This window comes from Gemmatimonas phototrophica (genome assembly GCF_000695095.2).
GTDB lineage: Bacteria > Gemmatimonadota > Gemmatimonadetes > Gemmatimonadales > Gemmatimonadaceae > Gemmatimonas > Gemmatimonas phototrophica.
In genome coordinates this window covers 991515-1008558 of sequence record NZ_CP011454.1, presented here as the reverse complement: position 1 = coordinate 1008558, position 17044 = coordinate 991515, and the positions used below count along the sequence as shown (strand labels likewise).

The 17044-nt window shown below is 65.4% G+C and carries 16 protein-coding genes; 11 read left to right on the top strand and 5 right to left on the bottom strand.

All coding sequences use genetic code 11. From position 1 onward, the window contains the following. Positions 1 to 5: 5 nt before the first annotated feature. The 4 genes from mltG (at position 6) to GEMMAAP_RS04185 (ending at position 4572) form a co-directional block, all read left to right on the top strand. Positions 6 to 1049 carry an endolytic transglycosylase MltG gene (gene mltG, locus GEMMAAP_RS04200; protein WP_082821050.1) on the top strand — a complete coding sequence of 348 codons (1044 nt, stop codon included), beginning with the start codon at positions 6 to 8 and terminating at the stop codon, positions 1047 to 1049. Between the two features lie 5 nt (positions 1050 to 1054). Further along, entirely contained in the window at positions 1055 to 1870 is an 816-nt protein-coding gene (locus GEMMAAP_RS04195; protein WP_043581264.1) for a glycosyltransferase family 2 protein, read from the top strand. 51 nt (positions 1871 to 1921) lie between these two features. Then, entirely contained in the window at positions 1922 to 3193 is a 1272-nt protein-coding gene (locus GEMMAAP_RS04190) for a class I SAM-dependent rRNA methyltransferase (RefSeq protein ID WP_202969187.1), read from the top strand. A 110-nt stretch (positions 3194 to 3303) separates the two neighbouring features. Then, positions 3304 to 4572 (top strand): glycosyltransferase family 4 protein, encoded by a 1269-nt coding sequence (locus tag GEMMAAP_RS04185; protein ID WP_082821049.1) that lies wholly within the window; start codon positions 3304 to 3306, stop codon positions 4570 to 4572. Here the strand turns inward: GEMMAAP_RS04185 and mutM are convergent. Continuing rightward, positions 4513 to 5301 (bottom strand): bifunctional DNA-formamidopyrimidine glycosylase/DNA-(apurinic or apyrimidinic site) lyase, encoded by a 789-nt coding sequence (gene mutM / locus GEMMAAP_RS04180; RefSeq protein ID WP_026850116.1) that lies wholly within the window; start codon positions 5299 to 5301, stop codon positions 4513 to 4515. The genes GEMMAAP_RS04185 and mutM overlap by 60 nt on opposite strands. Positions 5302 to 5553: 252 nt before the next feature. Here mutM and GEMMAAP_RS04175 point away from each other — a divergent pair, with 252 nt between their 5' ends. Together GEMMAAP_RS04175 and GEMMAAP_RS20485 are read left to right on the top strand one after the other, a co-directional pair. Further along, the gene (locus tag GEMMAAP_RS04175; protein ID WP_026850117.1) at positions 5554 to 6252 is read left to right on the top strand and encodes an SAM-dependent methyltransferase; all 699 of its coding nucleotides are present in this window, start codon (positions 5554 to 5556) and stop codon (positions 6250 to 6252) included. 261 nt (positions 6253 to 6513) lie between these two features. Then, positions 6514 to 6690, top strand: coding sequence for a hypothetical protein (locus tag GEMMAAP_RS20485; protein WP_158514727.1), 177 nt, complete (start codon positions 6514 to 6516; stop codon positions 6688 to 6690). A 142-nt stretch (positions 6691 to 6832) separates the two neighbouring features. Here GEMMAAP_RS20485 and GEMMAAP_RS04170 read toward each other — a convergent pair whose 3' ends face one another. Further along, a complete protein-coding gene (locus GEMMAAP_RS04170) occupies positions 6833 to 7156 on the bottom strand; it encodes a hypothetical protein (protein ID WP_179947319.1) in 324 nt (107 codons plus the stop codon). A 733-nt stretch (positions 7157 to 7889) separates the two neighbouring features. Here GEMMAAP_RS04170 and tdh point away from each other — a divergent pair. Both tdh and GEMMAAP_RS04160 read left to right on the top strand, forming a co-directional pair. Then, entirely contained in the window at positions 7890 to 8915 is a 1026-nt protein-coding gene (gene tdh / locus GEMMAAP_RS04165; protein WP_026850119.1) for an L-threonine 3-dehydrogenase, read from the top strand. 13 nt (positions 8916 to 8928) lie between these two features. After that, positions 8929 to 10122, top strand: a complete 1194-nt coding sequence (locus GEMMAAP_RS04160) for a glycine C-acetyltransferase (protein WP_026850120.1) — start codon at positions 8929 to 8931, stop codon at positions 10120 to 10122. On the opposite strand, the gene GEMMAAP_RS04155 is transcribed toward GEMMAAP_RS04160, so the two are convergent. The 3 genes from GEMMAAP_RS04155 to GEMMAAP_RS04145 are packed head-to-tail and all read right to left on the bottom strand — an operon-like array spanning position 10088 to position 14506. Continuing rightward, complete coding sequence (locus GEMMAAP_RS04155; protein WP_026850121.1) at positions 10088 to 10684, bottom strand: DNA-3-methyladenine glycosylase; 597 nt, start codon at positions 10682 to 10684, stop codon at positions 10088 to 10090. The two genes, GEMMAAP_RS04160 and GEMMAAP_RS04155, sit on opposite strands and share 35 nt — an antisense overlap. 5 nt (positions 10685 to 10689) lie before the next feature. After that, on the bottom strand, positions 10690 to 12870 hold the full coding sequence (locus tag GEMMAAP_RS04150) for an NYN domain-containing protein (RefSeq protein WP_053334280.1): 2181 nt from the start codon (positions 12868 to 12870) through the stop codon (positions 10690 to 10692). 7 nt (positions 12871 to 12877) lie between these two features. Further along, the gene (locus GEMMAAP_RS04145) at positions 12878 to 14506 is read right to left on the bottom strand and encodes a class I adenylate-forming enzyme family protein (protein ID WP_075071420.1); all 1629 of its coding nucleotides are present in this window, start codon (positions 14504 to 14506) and stop codon (positions 12878 to 12880) included. Between the two features lie 64 nt (positions 14507 to 14570). Between GEMMAAP_RS04145 and GEMMAAP_RS04140 the strand changes: the two genes are divergently transcribed. The 3 genes from GEMMAAP_RS04140 to GEMMAAP_RS04130 are packed head-to-tail and all read left to right on the top strand — an operon-like array spanning position 14571 to position 17043. Beyond that, positions 14571 to 15869 (top strand): sensor histidine kinase, encoded by a 1299-nt coding sequence (locus tag GEMMAAP_RS04140; protein ID WP_145978990.1) that lies wholly within the window; start codon positions 14571 to 14573, stop codon positions 15867 to 15869. Continuing rightward, positions 15866 to 16339, top strand: coding sequence for a hypothetical protein (locus GEMMAAP_RS04135; RefSeq protein ID WP_026850125.1), 474 nt, complete (start codon positions 15866 to 15868; stop codon positions 16337 to 16339). The genes GEMMAAP_RS04140 and GEMMAAP_RS04135 overlap by 4 nt, the downstream gene beginning before the upstream one ends. Next, positions 16336 to 17043 (top strand): hypothetical protein, encoded by a 708-nt coding sequence (locus GEMMAAP_RS04130; protein WP_026850126.1) that lies wholly within the window; start codon positions 16336 to 16338, stop codon positions 17041 to 17043. Before GEMMAAP_RS04135 ends, GEMMAAP_RS04130 begins: the two co-directional genes overlap by 4 nt. Position 17044: the final 1 nt, after the last annotated feature.

Genomic DNA, 17044 nt, shown 5'->3' with positions numbered 1-17044 from the left:
CAACCATGCCTCGTAAGAAATCCAAAAACTCGCGTGTCATTCGCCTTGCCGTGCTCGCGGCAGCGATTGTGATGGGCGCGTGGGTGTGGCGTGAAATTGGCGGCGGTGCGAGTCCGTCCGGGGCGGTGGCACGCGTCGTGGTGCCCAAGGGCGCCAGCGTGCGGGTGGCTGCCGACTCACTCGAGGCCCAAGGCGTCATTGGCTCCCCTGTCCTGTTCCGGCTGTTTGCGCGGCTCACGGGGAGCGCCACGGACATCAAGCCGGGCACCTACCGCTTTGCGTCGGACGCCGGGTACCGCGACGTGCTGAACGCGCTCGTCACCGGGCGCGGCCTCGTGCGCACGGTCGTCATTCCCGAGGGGTTCGACCTGCGCGACATCACGCCGGTTCTGGCGAAAGCCCTGCGCGTGCCGGAAGACTCGGTTCGTGCGGCGGTAACCGATTCCGCGTGGCTGCGCGAACTGAACGTGCCGGTGCCCTCACTGGAAGGGTATCTCTTCCCGGCCACCTACAGCTTTGCCGATGGCACCAGCGCGCGCGAAGCGGTGAATGCCATGATCGAGCGTTTCCTCGACGTGTGGAAGCCCGAATGGGACGCACGCCTCAAGGTCATGGCCATCTCGCGGCACGACGCGATGGCCATGGCGAGCATCATTGAGAAAGAGGCGCGGAAGCCTGAAGAGCGGCCGCTCATCAGCGCGGTGTACTGGAATCGCGTGAAGAAGCGCATGCTGTTGCAGGCCGATCCCACGGTGCAGTACGCGCTGCCGCAGCACGTCGGGCGCGTGCTCTACAAGGATCTCGAAGTCGAGTCGAAGTACAACACGTACAAGTATCCCGGCCTGCCCCCGGGCCCCATTGCCAACCCGGGCGAAGCCAGCATTGCCGCCGCGCTCGCACCGGCCGATGTGCCGTATCTGTTTTTTGTGGCGCGCGCTGATGGTGGGCACGAGTTCACCGAAACGTTTGCGCAGCACACCAAAGCCATTGCGCAGATCAAGGCCGCCAAGCGCGCCGCGGCGGCGGTGGCCAGCGGTCGGTCGCGGTGAGTGGAGTGCCAGCCCCCACCATTTCCCTGGTGGTGGCCACGTACAATTGGCCACGGGCACTGGAATTGGTGCTGGCCAGTGTGCGGAATCAGCAGGTCATGCCGTACGAAGTGCTCATTGCCGACGATGGCTCCGGCAGTGAGACACGGGCCTTGGTCGAACGCGAGGTGAAGCGCTTGCCAGTGCCTCTCGTGCACGTGTGGCACGAGGATACCGGCTTTCGGTTGGCCGCCATTCGCAACAAGGCCATCGCCGCCGCGCGCGGTGACTACGTCGTGCAAATTGACGGCGACATCGTGCTGCATCCGGGATTCATTGCGGCGCACGTCCAGTTCGCTCAGCGTGGCTCGTGGGTGCAGGGATCACGTGCGCTGCTCACCCCTACGCTCACCGAGCGACTGCTGAGTGGCCAGTCCACGGCGCTGGGTCCGTTCACGGCAGGCATAGAGAACCGCGTCAACGCGTTCCACCTGCCCTGGCTGGCGCGCTTTGTTCGCGGAGAGCGGCGAGGGCTTCGCCGAGTGCGCGGCTGTCACATGGCGTTCTGGCGCGATGACCTGATCCAGGTCAACGGGTATGATGAAGCCATAGAGGGGTGGGGGCGCGAAGACAGTGAACTTGCCACCCGCCTCTGCAATGCCGGACTTGAGCGCCGCAATCTCAAGTTCGCCGCGGTTTGCTATCATCTGTGGCACAAGCAGGCCAGCAACGATGCCGTCGAGCGTAATCATGAGCGTTTCCTGCGCACGGTACAGGAACGTCTGACACGCTGTGAACGCGGCCTTGACCAGTATGTGCCCAGTACAGCGCGCGTTGCCTGACCGCCGAGGCGCCGTGCGCCGACCCTTCCTGTATTTCGCCGAGACTTCCCTGTGAATCGCCCCGACCGCCGTCATTCCCAACGAAACCGTTCGCGTCAGTCGGCGGGCGAGCCCCGCGGCACGGTGCCGCGACGCAATGCCACAGCGCCGATGGTGGGTGGAGAGGTGGCCGTGGTGTCGCGACGTGGGGCGGAACGGTTGCGTGGCGGGCACCCGTGGGTGTTTCGCAGTGATGTGGAACGGGTGCCGGAATTGCCCGCCGGCGTGGTGCGTGTGGAGGCGGCCAATGGTGCGCCATTGGGCTGGGCGCTTTGGAGTCCGCGTTCGGAAATTTCGCTGCGCCGGATGGAGGCCAACCCGGAGCGGGTGATTGACGAGGGGTGGTGGTACGACACCCTGCGCACCGCCATTGCCCGTCGGGCACCACTGGCGGCGGAGGCGAACGCCTATCGACTGGTGCACGGAGAAGGGGACGGGCTCCCCAGTCTGGTGGTAGACAAGTACGGCGACGCGCTGGTGGTGCAGCTGCTGTCGGCGGGCGTGGATGTGTGGACCGAGACCATTGTGCGGGCGCTGCGGGAGTTGACGGGATGCACGGGTATTCTGGCGCGCAACGACCCGGCCGCGCGTGATCGCGAAGGACTCCCGCGGGAAGTGAAGCTGCTGTTCGGCGACGTGCCCCGGACGGTGGAAGTGCTGGAGCACGGGGTGCGCTACATCGCGGCGCCGTGGGATGGGCAGAAAACAGGCGCGTTTCTCGATCAGCGGGAAAATCGCGTGCTCATTGGTGGGCTGGCTCGCGGCAAGGCATTGGACTGTTTTGCGTACCACGGCAGCTTTGCCTTGCACCTCGCCAAGCGCGCCGATCATGTGTGCGCGTTGGACGTCTCGGCTCCGGCGCTGGCGCGTGTGCATGAGCACGCCGAGCGTAACGGGTTGACGAATATTGAACCGGTGGAAGGCGATGCGTTTGACGTGCTGCGGGCGTGGCACAAGGAAGGGCGCACGTTTGACACCATTGTGGTGGACCCGCCGGCGTTTGCCAAAACGCGCGGGGCGCTGGATGGCGCATTGCGTGGATACAAAGACATCAATCTGCAGGCCATGAAGCTGCTGGCACCGGGCGGACTGCTGTTCACCGCCAGCTGCAGCTTTCATCTGTCGCGCGGATTGTTCTTCGAGATGTTGAGTGAGGCGGTGGCCGACAGCGGACGGCGGTTTGCGCTGCGGGCCTTCACGGGGCAGCCTTTGGATCACCCCGAACTCATCAATGTGCCGGAAACCGGATATCTGAAAGGGGCGCTGCTGGAGGCGATGGGCTGATGCGGTTGTGACGGCCAGTACAGAACTGGCAGTGGCGTGTACGTAGGGTACAGAGGCTGCCAGTTGTTGCAGTAACGAGTGTCGTGCTGTGTCCCTCACCCGGTTGCCGAATGCCCGCTCGCGGAAATGCCCACCCCATGGCGGTGCGTCACCTCGCGGTGGAGGCCAGCCGACTGTTGCAGGAGCAGCGGGGTATTGGCCGATATGTGCACAACCTGCTGCGCGAGTTCAGCGAGCAACGCCCTGACCTGCACTTCACCATGTACGTGGACAGGGCTGGCGATACGGAGGCCATGCGCACGTTGCTGCAGACCTTGCATCCTGCCTTGAATGCGCGCACGTGGGTGGAGACGGTGGATCGACTACCGCACACCACGGCTGATGTGGTGTGGTATCCGTGGAACTTCGTCACAGCACCAGCGCACGAGGCCACGATGGTGGTCACGGTGCACGACATCTCACCCATGCTGCAGCTGGACCACCGGTGGTGGAAGGTGCTCAAGCGCGCCAAGTACAAGCGTCGCTATGTCCGCACCGCGCAGCTGAGCCACTCCATCGTGACCGACTCCTCGTTTTCACGCGACGAACTGGTGAGCAAGGTGGGGGCGGATGCCTCGCGCATCAGCGTCACGTTGCTGGCGGCCGACGATCTCCCGCTGCATCTCGCCGACGACAGCACGCCACTCGACGCGGCACAGCTGACCGGCCCGTTCTTTCTGACGGTAGGCGGACAGGACGCGCGCAAAAACCTGCCTACGTTGTACAAAGCCATGGACGCGTTGTGGGCCCGTGGTGTGCGTATCCCACTCGTACAATGCGGCCCATCACCGGCGCGGGAAACGCGGGGGCTGCTGGGGCGGGCGCCCTGGTTGACGCATGTAGGATACGTCAGTGATCAGCAGCTGACGACGCTCTATCGGCGCTGCATCGCCCTGGTGTTTCCCTCGCGGTACGAAGGGTTTGGACTACCGGTCGTGGAGGCCATGCGGGCCGGCGCGCCCGTGATCTGTTCGCACGAAAGCTCGCTCCCGGAGGTCGCCGGCAGTGCGGCGCGCTACGTGCCATGGGACGATGCCACGGGGATGGCGCAGGTGATGCAGCAACTGGCAGAGAATGCCGAACTGCGGGCGTCGTTGCGCGACGCCGGACGGCACCGCGCCGCGCTGTTTACGTGGGCCGCCACCGCGCGCGATACACTCGTGGCGTTTGAACGTGCGGTCCACGCGCGCGGCGTGGTGGGATTTTCGTCTTCACGAAAGCGCAGTCCGTTCGTGGAACCGCGGTTGGCTCCGGTAGTGCCCCCGCCGCTCCCGGAGCTGCTATCGCCGCTGGCATCGCCCGCAATAGAAGGTCCTGCGCCCCGCTTGCACCAATCGTGAGATGCGTGAGCCGCAGCGACGACACGGGTCACCATCCTTTCCATACACGCGCCAGATCTCTCGCTCATTCACGTCATCACGCGCGTAGTACCGTCCGGTGGGTGCGGTGTGGAGTACCAGCTGAATGGCATCACGCAACCGGGTCACGCGTGCACGTGAGAGCGTATTCGCCGCGGTGGCCGGATGAATGCGCGCTTCCCAGCACGCTTCACTCGCGTAGATGTTGCCCACCCCAGCCACCAGCTGCTGATCAAGCAGTGCAGGCTTGATAGGGGCGCGCCGCTTGGCAAGCGATGCCAGAAAACCGTCGACCGTAAAGTCGTCGGTGAGCGGTTCCGGACCGGCCGCAATGGGCACGAACTGGCCGGGCGCGTGCAGCGTCACCACGCAGAATGCGCGCCCATCCACCAGGCTGACCCGCGTGCCTTCCAGGGTTTCGAAGCGCACGCGCTCAAGACGCGGAGGGGCGTCAGCCAGCGCGGTGAACTCCCAGTCGCCGGTCATGCGGAAGTGCACCTCCAGTACGGCCCCATTGGAAAGGCGCAGCAGTTGGACCTTGGCCCGGCGTTCGATCCGGTCAATACGGAGCCCCACCACGGCCTGTTGGGCGGCTTCCGGAAAGCATCGCTGCTGGCTGGGGTGCAGCGCGGCAGCCCGGGCAATCGTGTGCCCCAGAACCGCCTCGCGCAGGCGGCTCGCGGCGTGCTCAACTTCTGGAAGTTCCGGCATAGCTCAAGAGATGGGGGCAACGGGCAGTTTCCGACGGGTCGACGGGCAAACGCTTGTGATTTTACATACTTAGCGTGCAAGGAATCACAAAAGTGCCCCTTGCGGTTTTCCCGATCGGACATAAGTTATCCACATTCCTTCCACGCCCCGAGGGGTAGCGCTATCAGTTCTCCCCGGTCACTCAAGTACGAGTACGAGCTGTACGTCGAGCGCGAAATCGAGGACTACAAAGACTCGGTCTCGCGCGGCTCGTTGCTGAAAATCGGTGATGAAGCGGTTGAGGCCCTCCGTAAGGCGGACCAGATCGCGCTCACCGAGATTCTGGTGTGGCAGGAAGTGGACCGCATCATTTCGCGGCGCCTGCGGCTCCCCGCGTATGCCACCTGGAAGCGCCGACGCCTCAAGATGCTTGAGGAGTACCGCAAGCCGGAGCACTGGGGGCTCGATCCGAACGCCATGCTCGTGCGCGAGCTGGCCGACACGAGTGACCGTCATGTGCTGGTGGCCGGTGCGGAGCGCGAAGGCCCGGCCCTCTATCTCGCCGCCCGGGGCGCCGCCGTAACGGCCGTGGAGCCGGCAGAAGACGCCGTGGAGCGCGTGGTGCGGGCTGCCGAGGCCGCAGGGCTCACCGAGCGCGTTCGTGGCTACTGCGCCGACCTGGGGGCCTGGGCCCCTGACGTGGCGCTGCACGCCGTAGTCTGCACGCCCAGTGCGTTTACCGGGCTCTCCGCGCAGGATCGGGCGCGGGTCATTGAGGTGCTGCAGAGCGCCACCGTAGACGGCGGTGTGCACCTGGTGGAAACCATCGTCGCCGGCACGGACAGCACGGTCGACGAGGCCTTTCCCATTGAAGAGCTCACGTCGCGCTACAGCGGCTGGACCATCAGCGTGGAGCGCAGCGCCAACCGCCGCGAAACGTTCATGGCGCGGAAGGAAGCCGCCGTCGCGTAACCACTGGCTGGCGGGGATCTTTTCAAGGCGTGTCGCGAAACGACACGCCTTGTCGTTTTTGTGACGTGTCAAGAGGACACGAGCCGTCCCGGGACGGGACGCAGAGTGCCATTAAGCCATTGTCAATGAACGAGATAGAAAACTTCTGGCAATTGGCACCAACCCTGCTATTAGAATCAGCGTCAACGTGCGTCTACGGTGACACCGAACGGCGCCCACGGCTTCTGCGCGCTTCACACCTCGGGTGGAGGATCACCCATTATGCGACTCAAGCATCTGCTGCCCCCAACGGAAAGTCAGGAACCCATTGGCATCGTCATCGCGGACGGCGGTCGTGGCGAGCGCGCCACGCGCTTCTCGGCGTTTGTCTGGGGTCCGGTACCGGACGAAAGCGACGTGCAAGACGAATCCACCCAACTGGTCGCCGCCCACGCCTGAGCTCACCTGCCGTCAGCCAGCATGGCGTAAGGCAAGCCGCCTCACGCAGGGCTGAGAACAGTTGACAGAAACGTGAAAGGCGCCGGCAGACAAGCCGGCGCCTTTCGCGTGTATGGGTACTGCGAGATCGCTAACGAGCGAATTACGCCGCGGCAGGAGCCGGGGCAGCAGCAGGCGCCTTCTTGGCGCGCTTCGCAGGCTTACGGGTCTTCTTGGCCGCCTTCTTGGCGCCCTTCTTGGCCGCCTTCTTGGCTACCTTCTTCGCGCCCTTCTTCGCCGCCTTCTTTACGGCCTTCTTGGCGACTTTCTTCGCGCCCTTCTTGGCGGCCTTCTTGGCAACCTTCTTGGCGCCCTTCTTCGCAGCCTTCTTCGCAGCCTTCTTCACCGGCTTGCGGGCGGCCTTCTTCGCGACCTTCTTCGCACCCTTCTTCGCCGCCTTCTTGGCGGCCTTCTTGGCAGGAGCCATTTGAACAACCCTCTCACGAGAGGTGGAAATGCTCACTTTCCCCCGGTGGAAAGGTGAGCGCACAACACGGGCGGCGCATGCACCGCGTCGTATTGCGCTACACGGCCTCGAAGAGGCGCGGGTAGTGGAATGTCCGCGACCGCGCTGCAGCGCGCGTTGCAGACCTGGACCGTGGTGTCACAACCATTTTTCCGGCGGTGACCACGCAAGACTCGTTGTGGGAAGACGTTGCACCCATTCCGAAGGCAACGAAACCGATGGGAAAATCCGTGTCGGCGCTCAAACGCTGTGCGGTGGGGACAGCGGAGCACGCCACCGTTCCGCGCAGAGGCGCGAGCAACGACGGCGAAGCGGAAGCCGACGCAAAGCGGTCAGCTTCAAACAAGGGAGTCGCACTTGCGACGCACAACTTCGGGTGGAACTCGTGCCGTTTTATCGCCACGCGTTGCCGATAAGGACTGCGCGCCCCAATGCGACGTGAATCAGAAGCTTGGGGAAGTCGGATGTGGACAGTTCGCGCAAGTCGTTGAATTACCGCGAATATACGCGTGGATAATTCAAACGCGCAATAGTGCGTATAAAGAACGCGCGCGATTACATCACCGCGACGCCGCAGCGACGCCCGAATTCCGTGCGCGCACCGCTTCCACGCCCCCCGCTCCCGTGCGAGTTTAGTCGTTCCTCCCGTTGCCTCTCTCTCCGGAGCACGTCTCCGGTTCAGCCTTGGAGCGTCATGAAAGCGTTGGTGAAGCAGACCGCCGGACGCGGCCTCACCCTCACGGAAGTTCCGGAGCCCACCATCCGCGACGACGAAGTGCTCATCCGCGTGCGCAGCGCTGGCGTCTGCGGCACCGATGTGCACATCTACGAGTGGGATGCCTGGGCGTCCGGCCGGTGCACGCCGCCGTTCATCTGCGGCCATGAATTTGCCGGCGATGTCGTCGCGGTGGGCAACCTCGTTGAAAGCGTCAAAATCGGCGACCGCGTGACCGCCGAAGGGCATATCGTGGACGACCGTTCGCTCTTCAGCCGCACGGGCAACGCCCACGTGGACCCCTCCACCAAGATCATTGGCGTGGATCGGGACGGCTGCTTCGCCGAGTATATCGCCATGCCGGCCACCAATGTGTGGCACCTCGATGACGCCATCAGCTATGACATTGGCGGCATCCACGACCCCATGGGCAACGCCTTCCACACCGCCCTCACCGCCGACATTCCCGGCAGCGTCGTGCTCATCACCGGCTGCGGCCCCATTGGCGCCTTTGCGGTGGGCATCTGCAAGGCGGCGGGGGCGGCCCGCATCATTGCCACCGACATCAACCCCAAGCGTCTCGAACTGGCGCGCACCATGGGCGCCCATGACGCGGTGCACCCCGACCAGGCCCACGCCGCCGTCATGGCGGCCAGCGACGGACACGGCGCCGATGTCGTGCTCGAAATGTCGGGCGTCCCGAGCGCCGTGCACCAGGCGTTTGCGCTCGCCCGCCCGGCCGGCCGCGTGAACATGCTCGGCATTCCGTCGCGCACCATCGACATCGATTTCGCCACCGAGATCATCTTCAAGGGGCTCACCATCTACGGCGTGGTTGGCCGTCGCATGTACGACACCTGGCACCAGATGTCGCGCTTTGTGCGCTCCGGTGCCTTCGACCCCACGCCGGTCATTACGCACCGCCTGCCGCTCGAAGCGGTGGACGAGGCCATGCACCTCATCAAGTCCGGCGACGCGGGCAAAATCATCTTCACGATCGGCTGAGCCACCCCACCTCATGTCACTGACTCAGGAACTGCAGGCCGAGCTCGACGCCCTCAAGGCCGCCGGCACGTACAAGCGCCTCAACTACATCGAAGGGCCGCAGGGGGCACGCGTGCATATGGAAGGGCGCGGCGAAGTCATCGTGCTCTCCTCCAACAACTACCTCGGCCTCGCCAACGAACCCAGCGTGGTGGAAGCGGGGGTCCGGGCGCTGCATCAGTTCGGGGCGGGCACGGCCAGCGTGCGCTTCATCTGCGGCACCTTCACCGTGCACCGTGACCTCGAGGCCGCCATTGCCCGCTTCGTGGGGACCGAGGCCAGCATGAGCTATGTGTCGGCGTGGAACGCCAACGAAGCGCTCACGCCGACCATCGCGCGCGAAGGGGATTTCGTCATCTCCGACGCGCTCAACCACGCGTCCATCATTGACTCGGTGCGGTTGGCCAAGGCCATGACGAAGTGCACGACGGCGGTGTACAAGCACGCCGACATGGACGACCTGCGCGAGAAGCTGCGCGCGAACAAGGACGCCAAGCGCAAGATCATCTGGACCGACGGCGTCTTCTCCATGGAAGGTGCCATTGCGAAGCTTCCGGATATTCTGCAGATCGCCCGCGAGGAAGGGGCGATCGTGGTCATGGATGACTCCCATGCCACGGGTGTTTTGGGCAAAACGGGGCGCGGCACCGCCGAGCATTTTGGCGTAATGGGTGAGGTGGACATCATTACCTCCACGTTGGGCAAGGCGCTGGGTGGCGCGGCGGGTGGTTTCATTGCCGGGTCGGCCGCCCTGTGCGACACCATGACGCAGCGCTCGCGTCCGCAGCTGTTCTCCAATGCGTTGCCGCCTACGGTGGCGGCGAGCGCACTGGCCGCGGTGGAATTCACGGAGTCCCACCCGGAGCTCGTCACGCGCCTGCACGAGAACTCGCGCTACTTCCGCGCCGCTATTCAGGAGGCGGGGTTCAACCCGTTGCCGGGCGAAACGCCCATCGTGCCCATTATTGTGGGCGAAACGGCGTTGGCGATTCGCATGAGCGACTTGATGCTCGAGCGCGGCGTGTTTGTGACGGGGTTCGGCTTCCCGGTGGTGCCCAAAGGAGAAGCGCGGGTACGCTGTCAGGTGTCGGCGGCGCACACGCGCGACGATCTCGACGCGGTGGTGGCCGCGTTCAAGGACGCGGGAAAAGTGGCGGGGCTGCTCTAAGCACAAAGCGCAGCGCCCAGTCCGCCGCCTTGGTTATGCCAATGCGCGGTGTGACCAGCACGTGCTCATCCGGCACGTCATCACCGGCCACAATGGTCAGCGCGCCCGCGCCGGTGAGCGACGTGCCGTCGAGCGTACGATCAATACCAAACGCCGCGCACACTTTGCCGGGTCCGTTGACGAGGTCCTGGTCGCGGCGAGCCCGCGGTCTCCGCGCGCGCATGCGACCAATCCCTTCCAGTGGCTCCACGGCCCGGATGAGCACCGCGGCGCCATACCCATCAGCGCCGGTCACTGCATTCACGCACCAGTGCATGCCGTACACGAAATACACATAGGCCGTGCCGGGCGGGCCGAACATGTGCCAGGTGCGCGCCGTGCGGCCAACCGCCGAATGCGAAGCCGGATCGTGAGGACCGAGGTATGCCTCGGTCTCCACGATCCGGCCACTGACCACCCCTTCGGATGTTTCGTGCCGAAGCACCGTGCCCAGCAGCGCCCGGGCCACCACTGCCGCGTCGCGATCATAGAACGCGGGCGGCAGGGGAGCACCGGGATGCATAGGCCTTAGCGCTTCTTGGCCGCCTTCTTGGCCGGCGCCTTGGCGACGGCCTTCTTGGCCGCTGGCGCCTTGGCCGGTGCCTTGGCCGATGCCTTGGCCGCCTTCGCGGGAGCCTTGGCCGCGGGCTTGGGAGCCGGCTTGGCGGCCGGCTTGGCGACAGGCTTGTCAGCCACCTTGGCGGCCTTTTTCGCCGGAGCCTTGGCCGGAGCCTTGGCCGCGGGCTTCTTGCCCTTGGCGGGGGCCGCCTTGGCCGCCGCCGGGGCTTCCGGCGCGGCGTCCATCACCACCGTCGGCGCTTCCGCCGCCGGGGCAGCCGCAACCTCAGCGACCGGAGCCGGAGCCGGGGTGGCACCGTTGCTGGCCGGGGCGGCCGGACGAGCGCCCACCACACCGAACATCAGCAGGTCTGGGGGCGGCGCACCGGGGCCCTTGCCGCGACCGCCAATGCCACGGGCGCCCATACCACGCGGAGCCGCGGGCAACAGCGCCTGCGCCGCCTTGGCCTCCGCCTTCTGCTGGTCGTCCACCGCCTTGAGCTGCTCCACAATGCTCGCCGCGTCGGCCGCCCGCGCCACTTCCCAGTCATCGCCCCGACGACGCAGGTCGATCATGTTGGCATCGTGCGAGTCCTGCAGGATGCGCTCGAACATGCGCGTCGCCAGCGACTCGCTGTCACGGCCCAGCAGTTCAAACGCCCGCTGACGGGTCGCACTCGCCGTGGTGACCTGATCGCCCTGCACCAGCGACTCCACCGACCGACGCACGAGATCAAACGCATCGCTGCGCGTGAGCCGTTCACCGCTGCGGCCAATGGTATCGGACACATCCGTGCTCTGGAAGGCCGGCGAGACCTCGGGACGCGCCGCTTCCGGCGCCCGCGCCACCTCACCTTCAACGGCGCGCTCCTCCCGACGGTCGCGGAACCGGTCACGGCCACGACCACGCCCGCGACGACCGCGATCACGCTCGCCACGCGACTCGGCGCCATCAGCCGCACCAGCCTCGGGGGCCGCATTGGCAGAGGCCGCATCGGGCACCAGATCGGTGGGGAGCGGACGAATGCCCACCGCCTGAATGATGGCCAGCGGATCCACTGGCTCGCCGGTTGGCATCGGGATTTCGGCCGTCACCTCGAGCGCCGGATCGACCGCGCCATCGGCCGGCTCGCCATCCACCGCCTCGGTTTCCTGCGGTTCACCGTCGCGCGGCTCCCGATCGCGATCAAACCGGTCACGGCCACGGCCGCGACGGCCCCGGCGACCACGACGCTCGCGATCTTCCCGCGCTTCGCGCGTTTCGCCTTCCGCAGGGGCGGCGGACGATGCGACGGCCGCGACCGGCACGCCTTCCGGCATATCCACTTCGAGCTGGCCGCTCTCGAGCTTCGTGACCTTGAGCAGACCACGCTGCTGCGCTTCGTGCACGAAGCGCGAGAACTTGGGGTGGCCAAGATTCTTCTCGTCGAACGACGCGTCGATTTCCTGCATCACCTGCTTGAGGCGATCGGAGCGCATCACGTCGCCGTTGCGCTTCATGCGCGACACCGACTCGGTGACCAGCTCCCACGGATCCCAGCGCGTGGTTTCGTCTTCGCCGTTCTTGGTCAGGCCGGCCAGTGCGTTGTACGAGTAGTACTCATCGCAGTTCATCACGAGCAGATCGCTCGACGACTCGCGGATGCCCACGCCAATCACGTACTTGCCGTACTCCTTGAGCTTGATGACCATGCTCGAGAAGTCGGAGTCGCCGCTGAGCAGCACGAAGGTGCCGATCTCGGGGCGCGTGAACACCAGCTCGAGCGCATCGATCGCGAGACGAATGTCCGTCGCGTTTTTCTTGGACGAACCGTAGGCCGGCGCGAAGATGAGATCGATGGACGCTTCGGTGAGCGGGACGATGTACTGCGGGTAGCGGCGCCAGTCGGCGTAGGCGCGACGCACCGCCACTTTGCCTTTCACGATGTCCGACGAGAGGAGATTCTTGAGCTCCTCCTGCAGGTCGGAACGAATGCCCATCGTGACGTTATCGAAGTCGATGAGCAGCGCCGCATTGGGCGCGTGCGCCGGCGGCGCGACATTGGGTTGGGACATCGGGGCCATGGGGGCGACCGATGACGGGCCGCGGTGGAACGGCGCAATGATGCGGGCCGGCGACGATGCGCCTGACCGGGACGGATGACGACTCATGTAAGCACTAACCTGGGTACGGAACTGGGTGATCGAGCGCGTTCGCGTGGAGCGCCGATGCGCTCATGGTGTTCGCACTCAGCGCGATAGACCGCGCGAGCTCTCGCCGTCGCACCTTGCCGCTCCCCGTCATGGGGAACGTATCGAAGAAGCGGACGAGGTCGGGAACCTTGTCGGCCGCCATCATGTCCCGGGCGAATCGTTTGATTTCGTCACCGGTGATAACGGCCCCTTCCACTGCCACGATGCACGCGCAGACCAGTTCGCCCATGACATCATGGGGAACCCCGATCACGCAGACATCGTCCACCGCGGGATGTGCGCGCAGGCGATCTTCGAGTTCACGCGGATACAGCTGCGTGCCTCCACGGGAGATCGTTTCCTGGCGACGTCCGAGGATCCTCACGGTTCCGTCCTCATCGATGATCCCGAGATCACCGGTGAGAAAAAACCCGTCCGGCGTATGGACCTTGGCAGTCTCCGCCGGCATGCGGAGATAGCCCCGCATGAGGTTGGACCCGCGCACGGCGATTTCGCCGACCGCTTCGGGTCCGTGCAACTCGCCCGACAGGACGTCCATGGCCATCACATCAATGCCAGGCATTGGTGTGCCCACGGAATCGCGCCGGGTTGCTTCGCTATCGCTGAAGCGGGTAATCGTGACGACGGCACCCGTTTCCGTGAGGCCGTACGCCACCAGCACGTCGCACCAGCGACGCACCTTGCGCACGAGCGCTTCGCCCACCGAACTGCCGGCCATCAGGCCAGTGCGCAGCGAGCGGAGACGCGACGGGTCGAACCCTTCCTCACGCATGAGGAGGTGGTACTGCGTGGGGACTCCGTGCAACACGGTGACCTGGGCACTGGCAATGAGCGCCAACGCCCCCGCCGGTTCAAACGTCGGCTGCGTGACCAGCGTGGCCCCGCTGGCCATGGCTCCGAGCATGGCGCTCAGGCCGAACACGGCACAAAACGGCACCGCCGCCAGCACGCGATCCTCGGGAGACAACTCGAGGGCCTGCGCGGTGCGGACGGCGTTCTCCACGAGGGCCCGGTGCGAGAGCTGCACCCCTTTCGGTTTGCCCATCGTGCCTGACGTGTAGACGACCGCCAGATCCCGCGTGTCGTCGCTGTCATCGAACAAGGGCACCGTTTTGGCCGCCCCGCTCGACACCAGATCTTCAAACTGAAAAATCCGGTCGTCGTACCAGAGGTCTTCGTCGCCCACCGTGACGACATACTGCAGGTCGGGCAGATCGCCCAGCAGTTCTTCGAACCGCTGCAGAAAGTCCACGCCGTTCCATCGCTCGATGGTGACGACCGCACTCGCCTCGGCATGTCGCAACTGGTAACGCAGATCGTGCACGCCCAGAAACGGACTGACCGGCACGAGCACCGCTCCCAGTTTGGCCGCCGCCAACGTGGTGATGATCCACTCCACACCGTTGGGCAGGTTCACCGCAATGCGGTCGCCTGCGCCAAGTCCCAGTTCAGAGAAGGCTGCCGCCAGGGAGGACGCGTCGGCGTCCACCTGCTGGTATGTCCATGTCCGTTCCCCAGTTGTGGCCAGCGGGCGATCAGGATGCTCCTGCGCACGCTGGGCAATTAGAGGGGCGAGGGACCACGAGGCTGCCATCTCACTCCGTACTATCGGGACGCGTTATCCGGTACAACACCGTAAATTATGGACTATGAACGAGATGCGGAAGTTGACCGCCACGAAACCGGACGAGGATTTCTCTGCCACCGGGGCCCGTCCCACCTCTTCGACCGCGGCCCGGGAGTCATCCCGGGCGCCGTTCCGCACACGGCTCTTCGCCATGCTGCTGCTCTTTGCCGTGGTCCCCACGGTGGCGGTCACGCTGGTCTGGGCCGGTGCCGCCTCCCGTACCCTCTCGCTCTTCTCGGCCCGTTCCGCCTGGGAACGCATTGCCGTCAGCGGCGACGAGGCGTTCCGCGTGGTTGAAACAGCCCCGCTCACCCCCGCCCAGCGCGCCGCGCTGGAACGCCATCAGGCGGAGCTCCGCGAGTCGGTCCAGCTGGCGCGCCGTTTTGATTTTGTCACCGAACGCTCCATGCGGTTGGTGTTGGTCGGCGCCGTCCTGGTGGTCGTGCTGATTGCACTGGGCGCGTCGCGGGTGGCCGGTCATCTCAGCCGACAGCTCAGTCGGCCACTCGACGAACTGGTTGGCTGGACGGGGCTCATTCGCAGCGGCCGCGCCATACCACCCCACACCGACCGCCGCGGTGCGCCGGAATTCGAAGTGCTCCGCACCGGGATGCGGACCATGGCCACGGAGCTGGAGTCGGGACGCAAACGGGCGCTTGAGGCCGAGCGCGCCGAAGCGTTCCGCGAATCGGCGCGGCGGTTTGCTCACGAGCTCAAGAATCCCCTCACCCCCATTCGATTTGCGGTGGACCGGCTGCGTCGCGGGGTCCCCGACGACCTCCGCGATACCGTGGATGTGCTGGCCGAAGAGGCCACCCGCCTCGAGGTCATGGCCAAGAGCTTCGCGCAGTTTGGCCGCCTCCCCGACGGCCCGGCGGCCGAGGTGGACCTGGCCGAACTGGTGAGCCGGGTGGCGGAGACCATCGTTCCCGACTGGCTGACGCTCGACCTGCAGATTGCGCCGGGGCTCCCGTTGGTGACGGCCTATTTCGAACCGTTGGTCCGGGCGGTGACCAACGTGCTGCTCAACGCTGTTGACGCCACCGCGGCCGGCGGAACGGTCGCCATTACGGTGGCGGCGGAAAATTCCTCGTCCCCGGCTGACACCAATTGGGTGGTCATTGCCGTAAGGGACAGCGGGTGTGGTATCGCCCCGGACACGCTGGCCCGCATTTTTGATCCCTACGTGACAACGAAGCCTGGCGGCACCGGGCTCGGACTCGCGATTGCCCTGCAAACCGTGCAGGCGCATCAGGGGACCATCCAGGCGGAGAGCACTCTCGGGCAAGGGACCACGATGACGATGCGACTGCCGGTGACGGCGTCATGACGGGAGACGTGATGCAGCAAGATCCAGCAGTGGTTGAAGTGCTCAAAACAGGCAGTGGCCAGGTCATCAGCATCCAGCAGGCCGACGGCAAGGTCCAGCGCATCAAGATTGGTGAGGACGGAAGTATCTCCAGTGCCGACGCCGCCCCCGGTCAGGCGACCACGGCGCCCGCCGCCCCCAGCGAGCCACGCCGCAAAGCGCTGCCCGAGGGCGTCGTGGACATCATGATCGCCATCAGTGCCATGGTCGCCATTACCTCCATCGGTACGCCAATCGCCAAAGCGTTCGGCCGGCGAATAGAGAAGCGCGACGACATCAAGCAGCACCGGGCGATTGAAGATCGGTTGGCCTCCATTGAACAGGCCATCGATTCCGTCGCCGTGGAAGTCGAACGCATCAGTGAAGGACAACGGTTTACCTCGAAACTGCTGGCCGACCGCGCGCCGGCCGATATGGAACGCATCCGATGACCCCGCAGCTCACCGTGACCATGCGCTTTGGTCTCTCCCTCGGGTCGACCGGCAGGTCCGCCGGCACCAATGCCGATCAGGCCGTGCGCAACGCGGAACAGGCGCGCGTGGCCGGCGAACAGGCGCGCGTGGCCGGCGAACAGGCACGTGCCACGGCAGAGCAAGCCCGTATTGCCGCTGACCAGCAGATCGAGAACGCCATTCGGGAGGCCGAGCGTGCGGTCGACGCGGTCGATGCAACGGATCCCGCGGAGCCGCCGCCGCCGCCCGCCGCACCCAACGCCATCGTCTTCAACTCCGACGGCAATCCGGTGAGCGTCAACTTCGACAAGGGCGTGCTTACCCTGTCGCAAAATGGGACCACGCAGGTCATCCCCATGCGCGACCTTGTGCCACGCGAGGCCGCACAGATTGCCTGGGCGGTGCCGGCCACGCTCTCCATCTTTCTTATCTGGTGGCCCATTTCGCGCGCGGTCATTCGTTGGCTCAATCGCAAGAATGTGTCGAACAACGACGCCGCCGCGCTCGAGGCGCGCCTTCGCGAACGGTTCGAAACACTTGAACGCAACGTGGATACGGTCGCCATTGAAATGGAGCGACTGGCCGAGGGGCAACGCTTTACCAACCGGCTGCTCTCCGAACGGCAGCCGGCCATTCCGGTGGACGTCCCGGCCGGCGTGCCCGTTGCCAACCATCGGGCGTAAG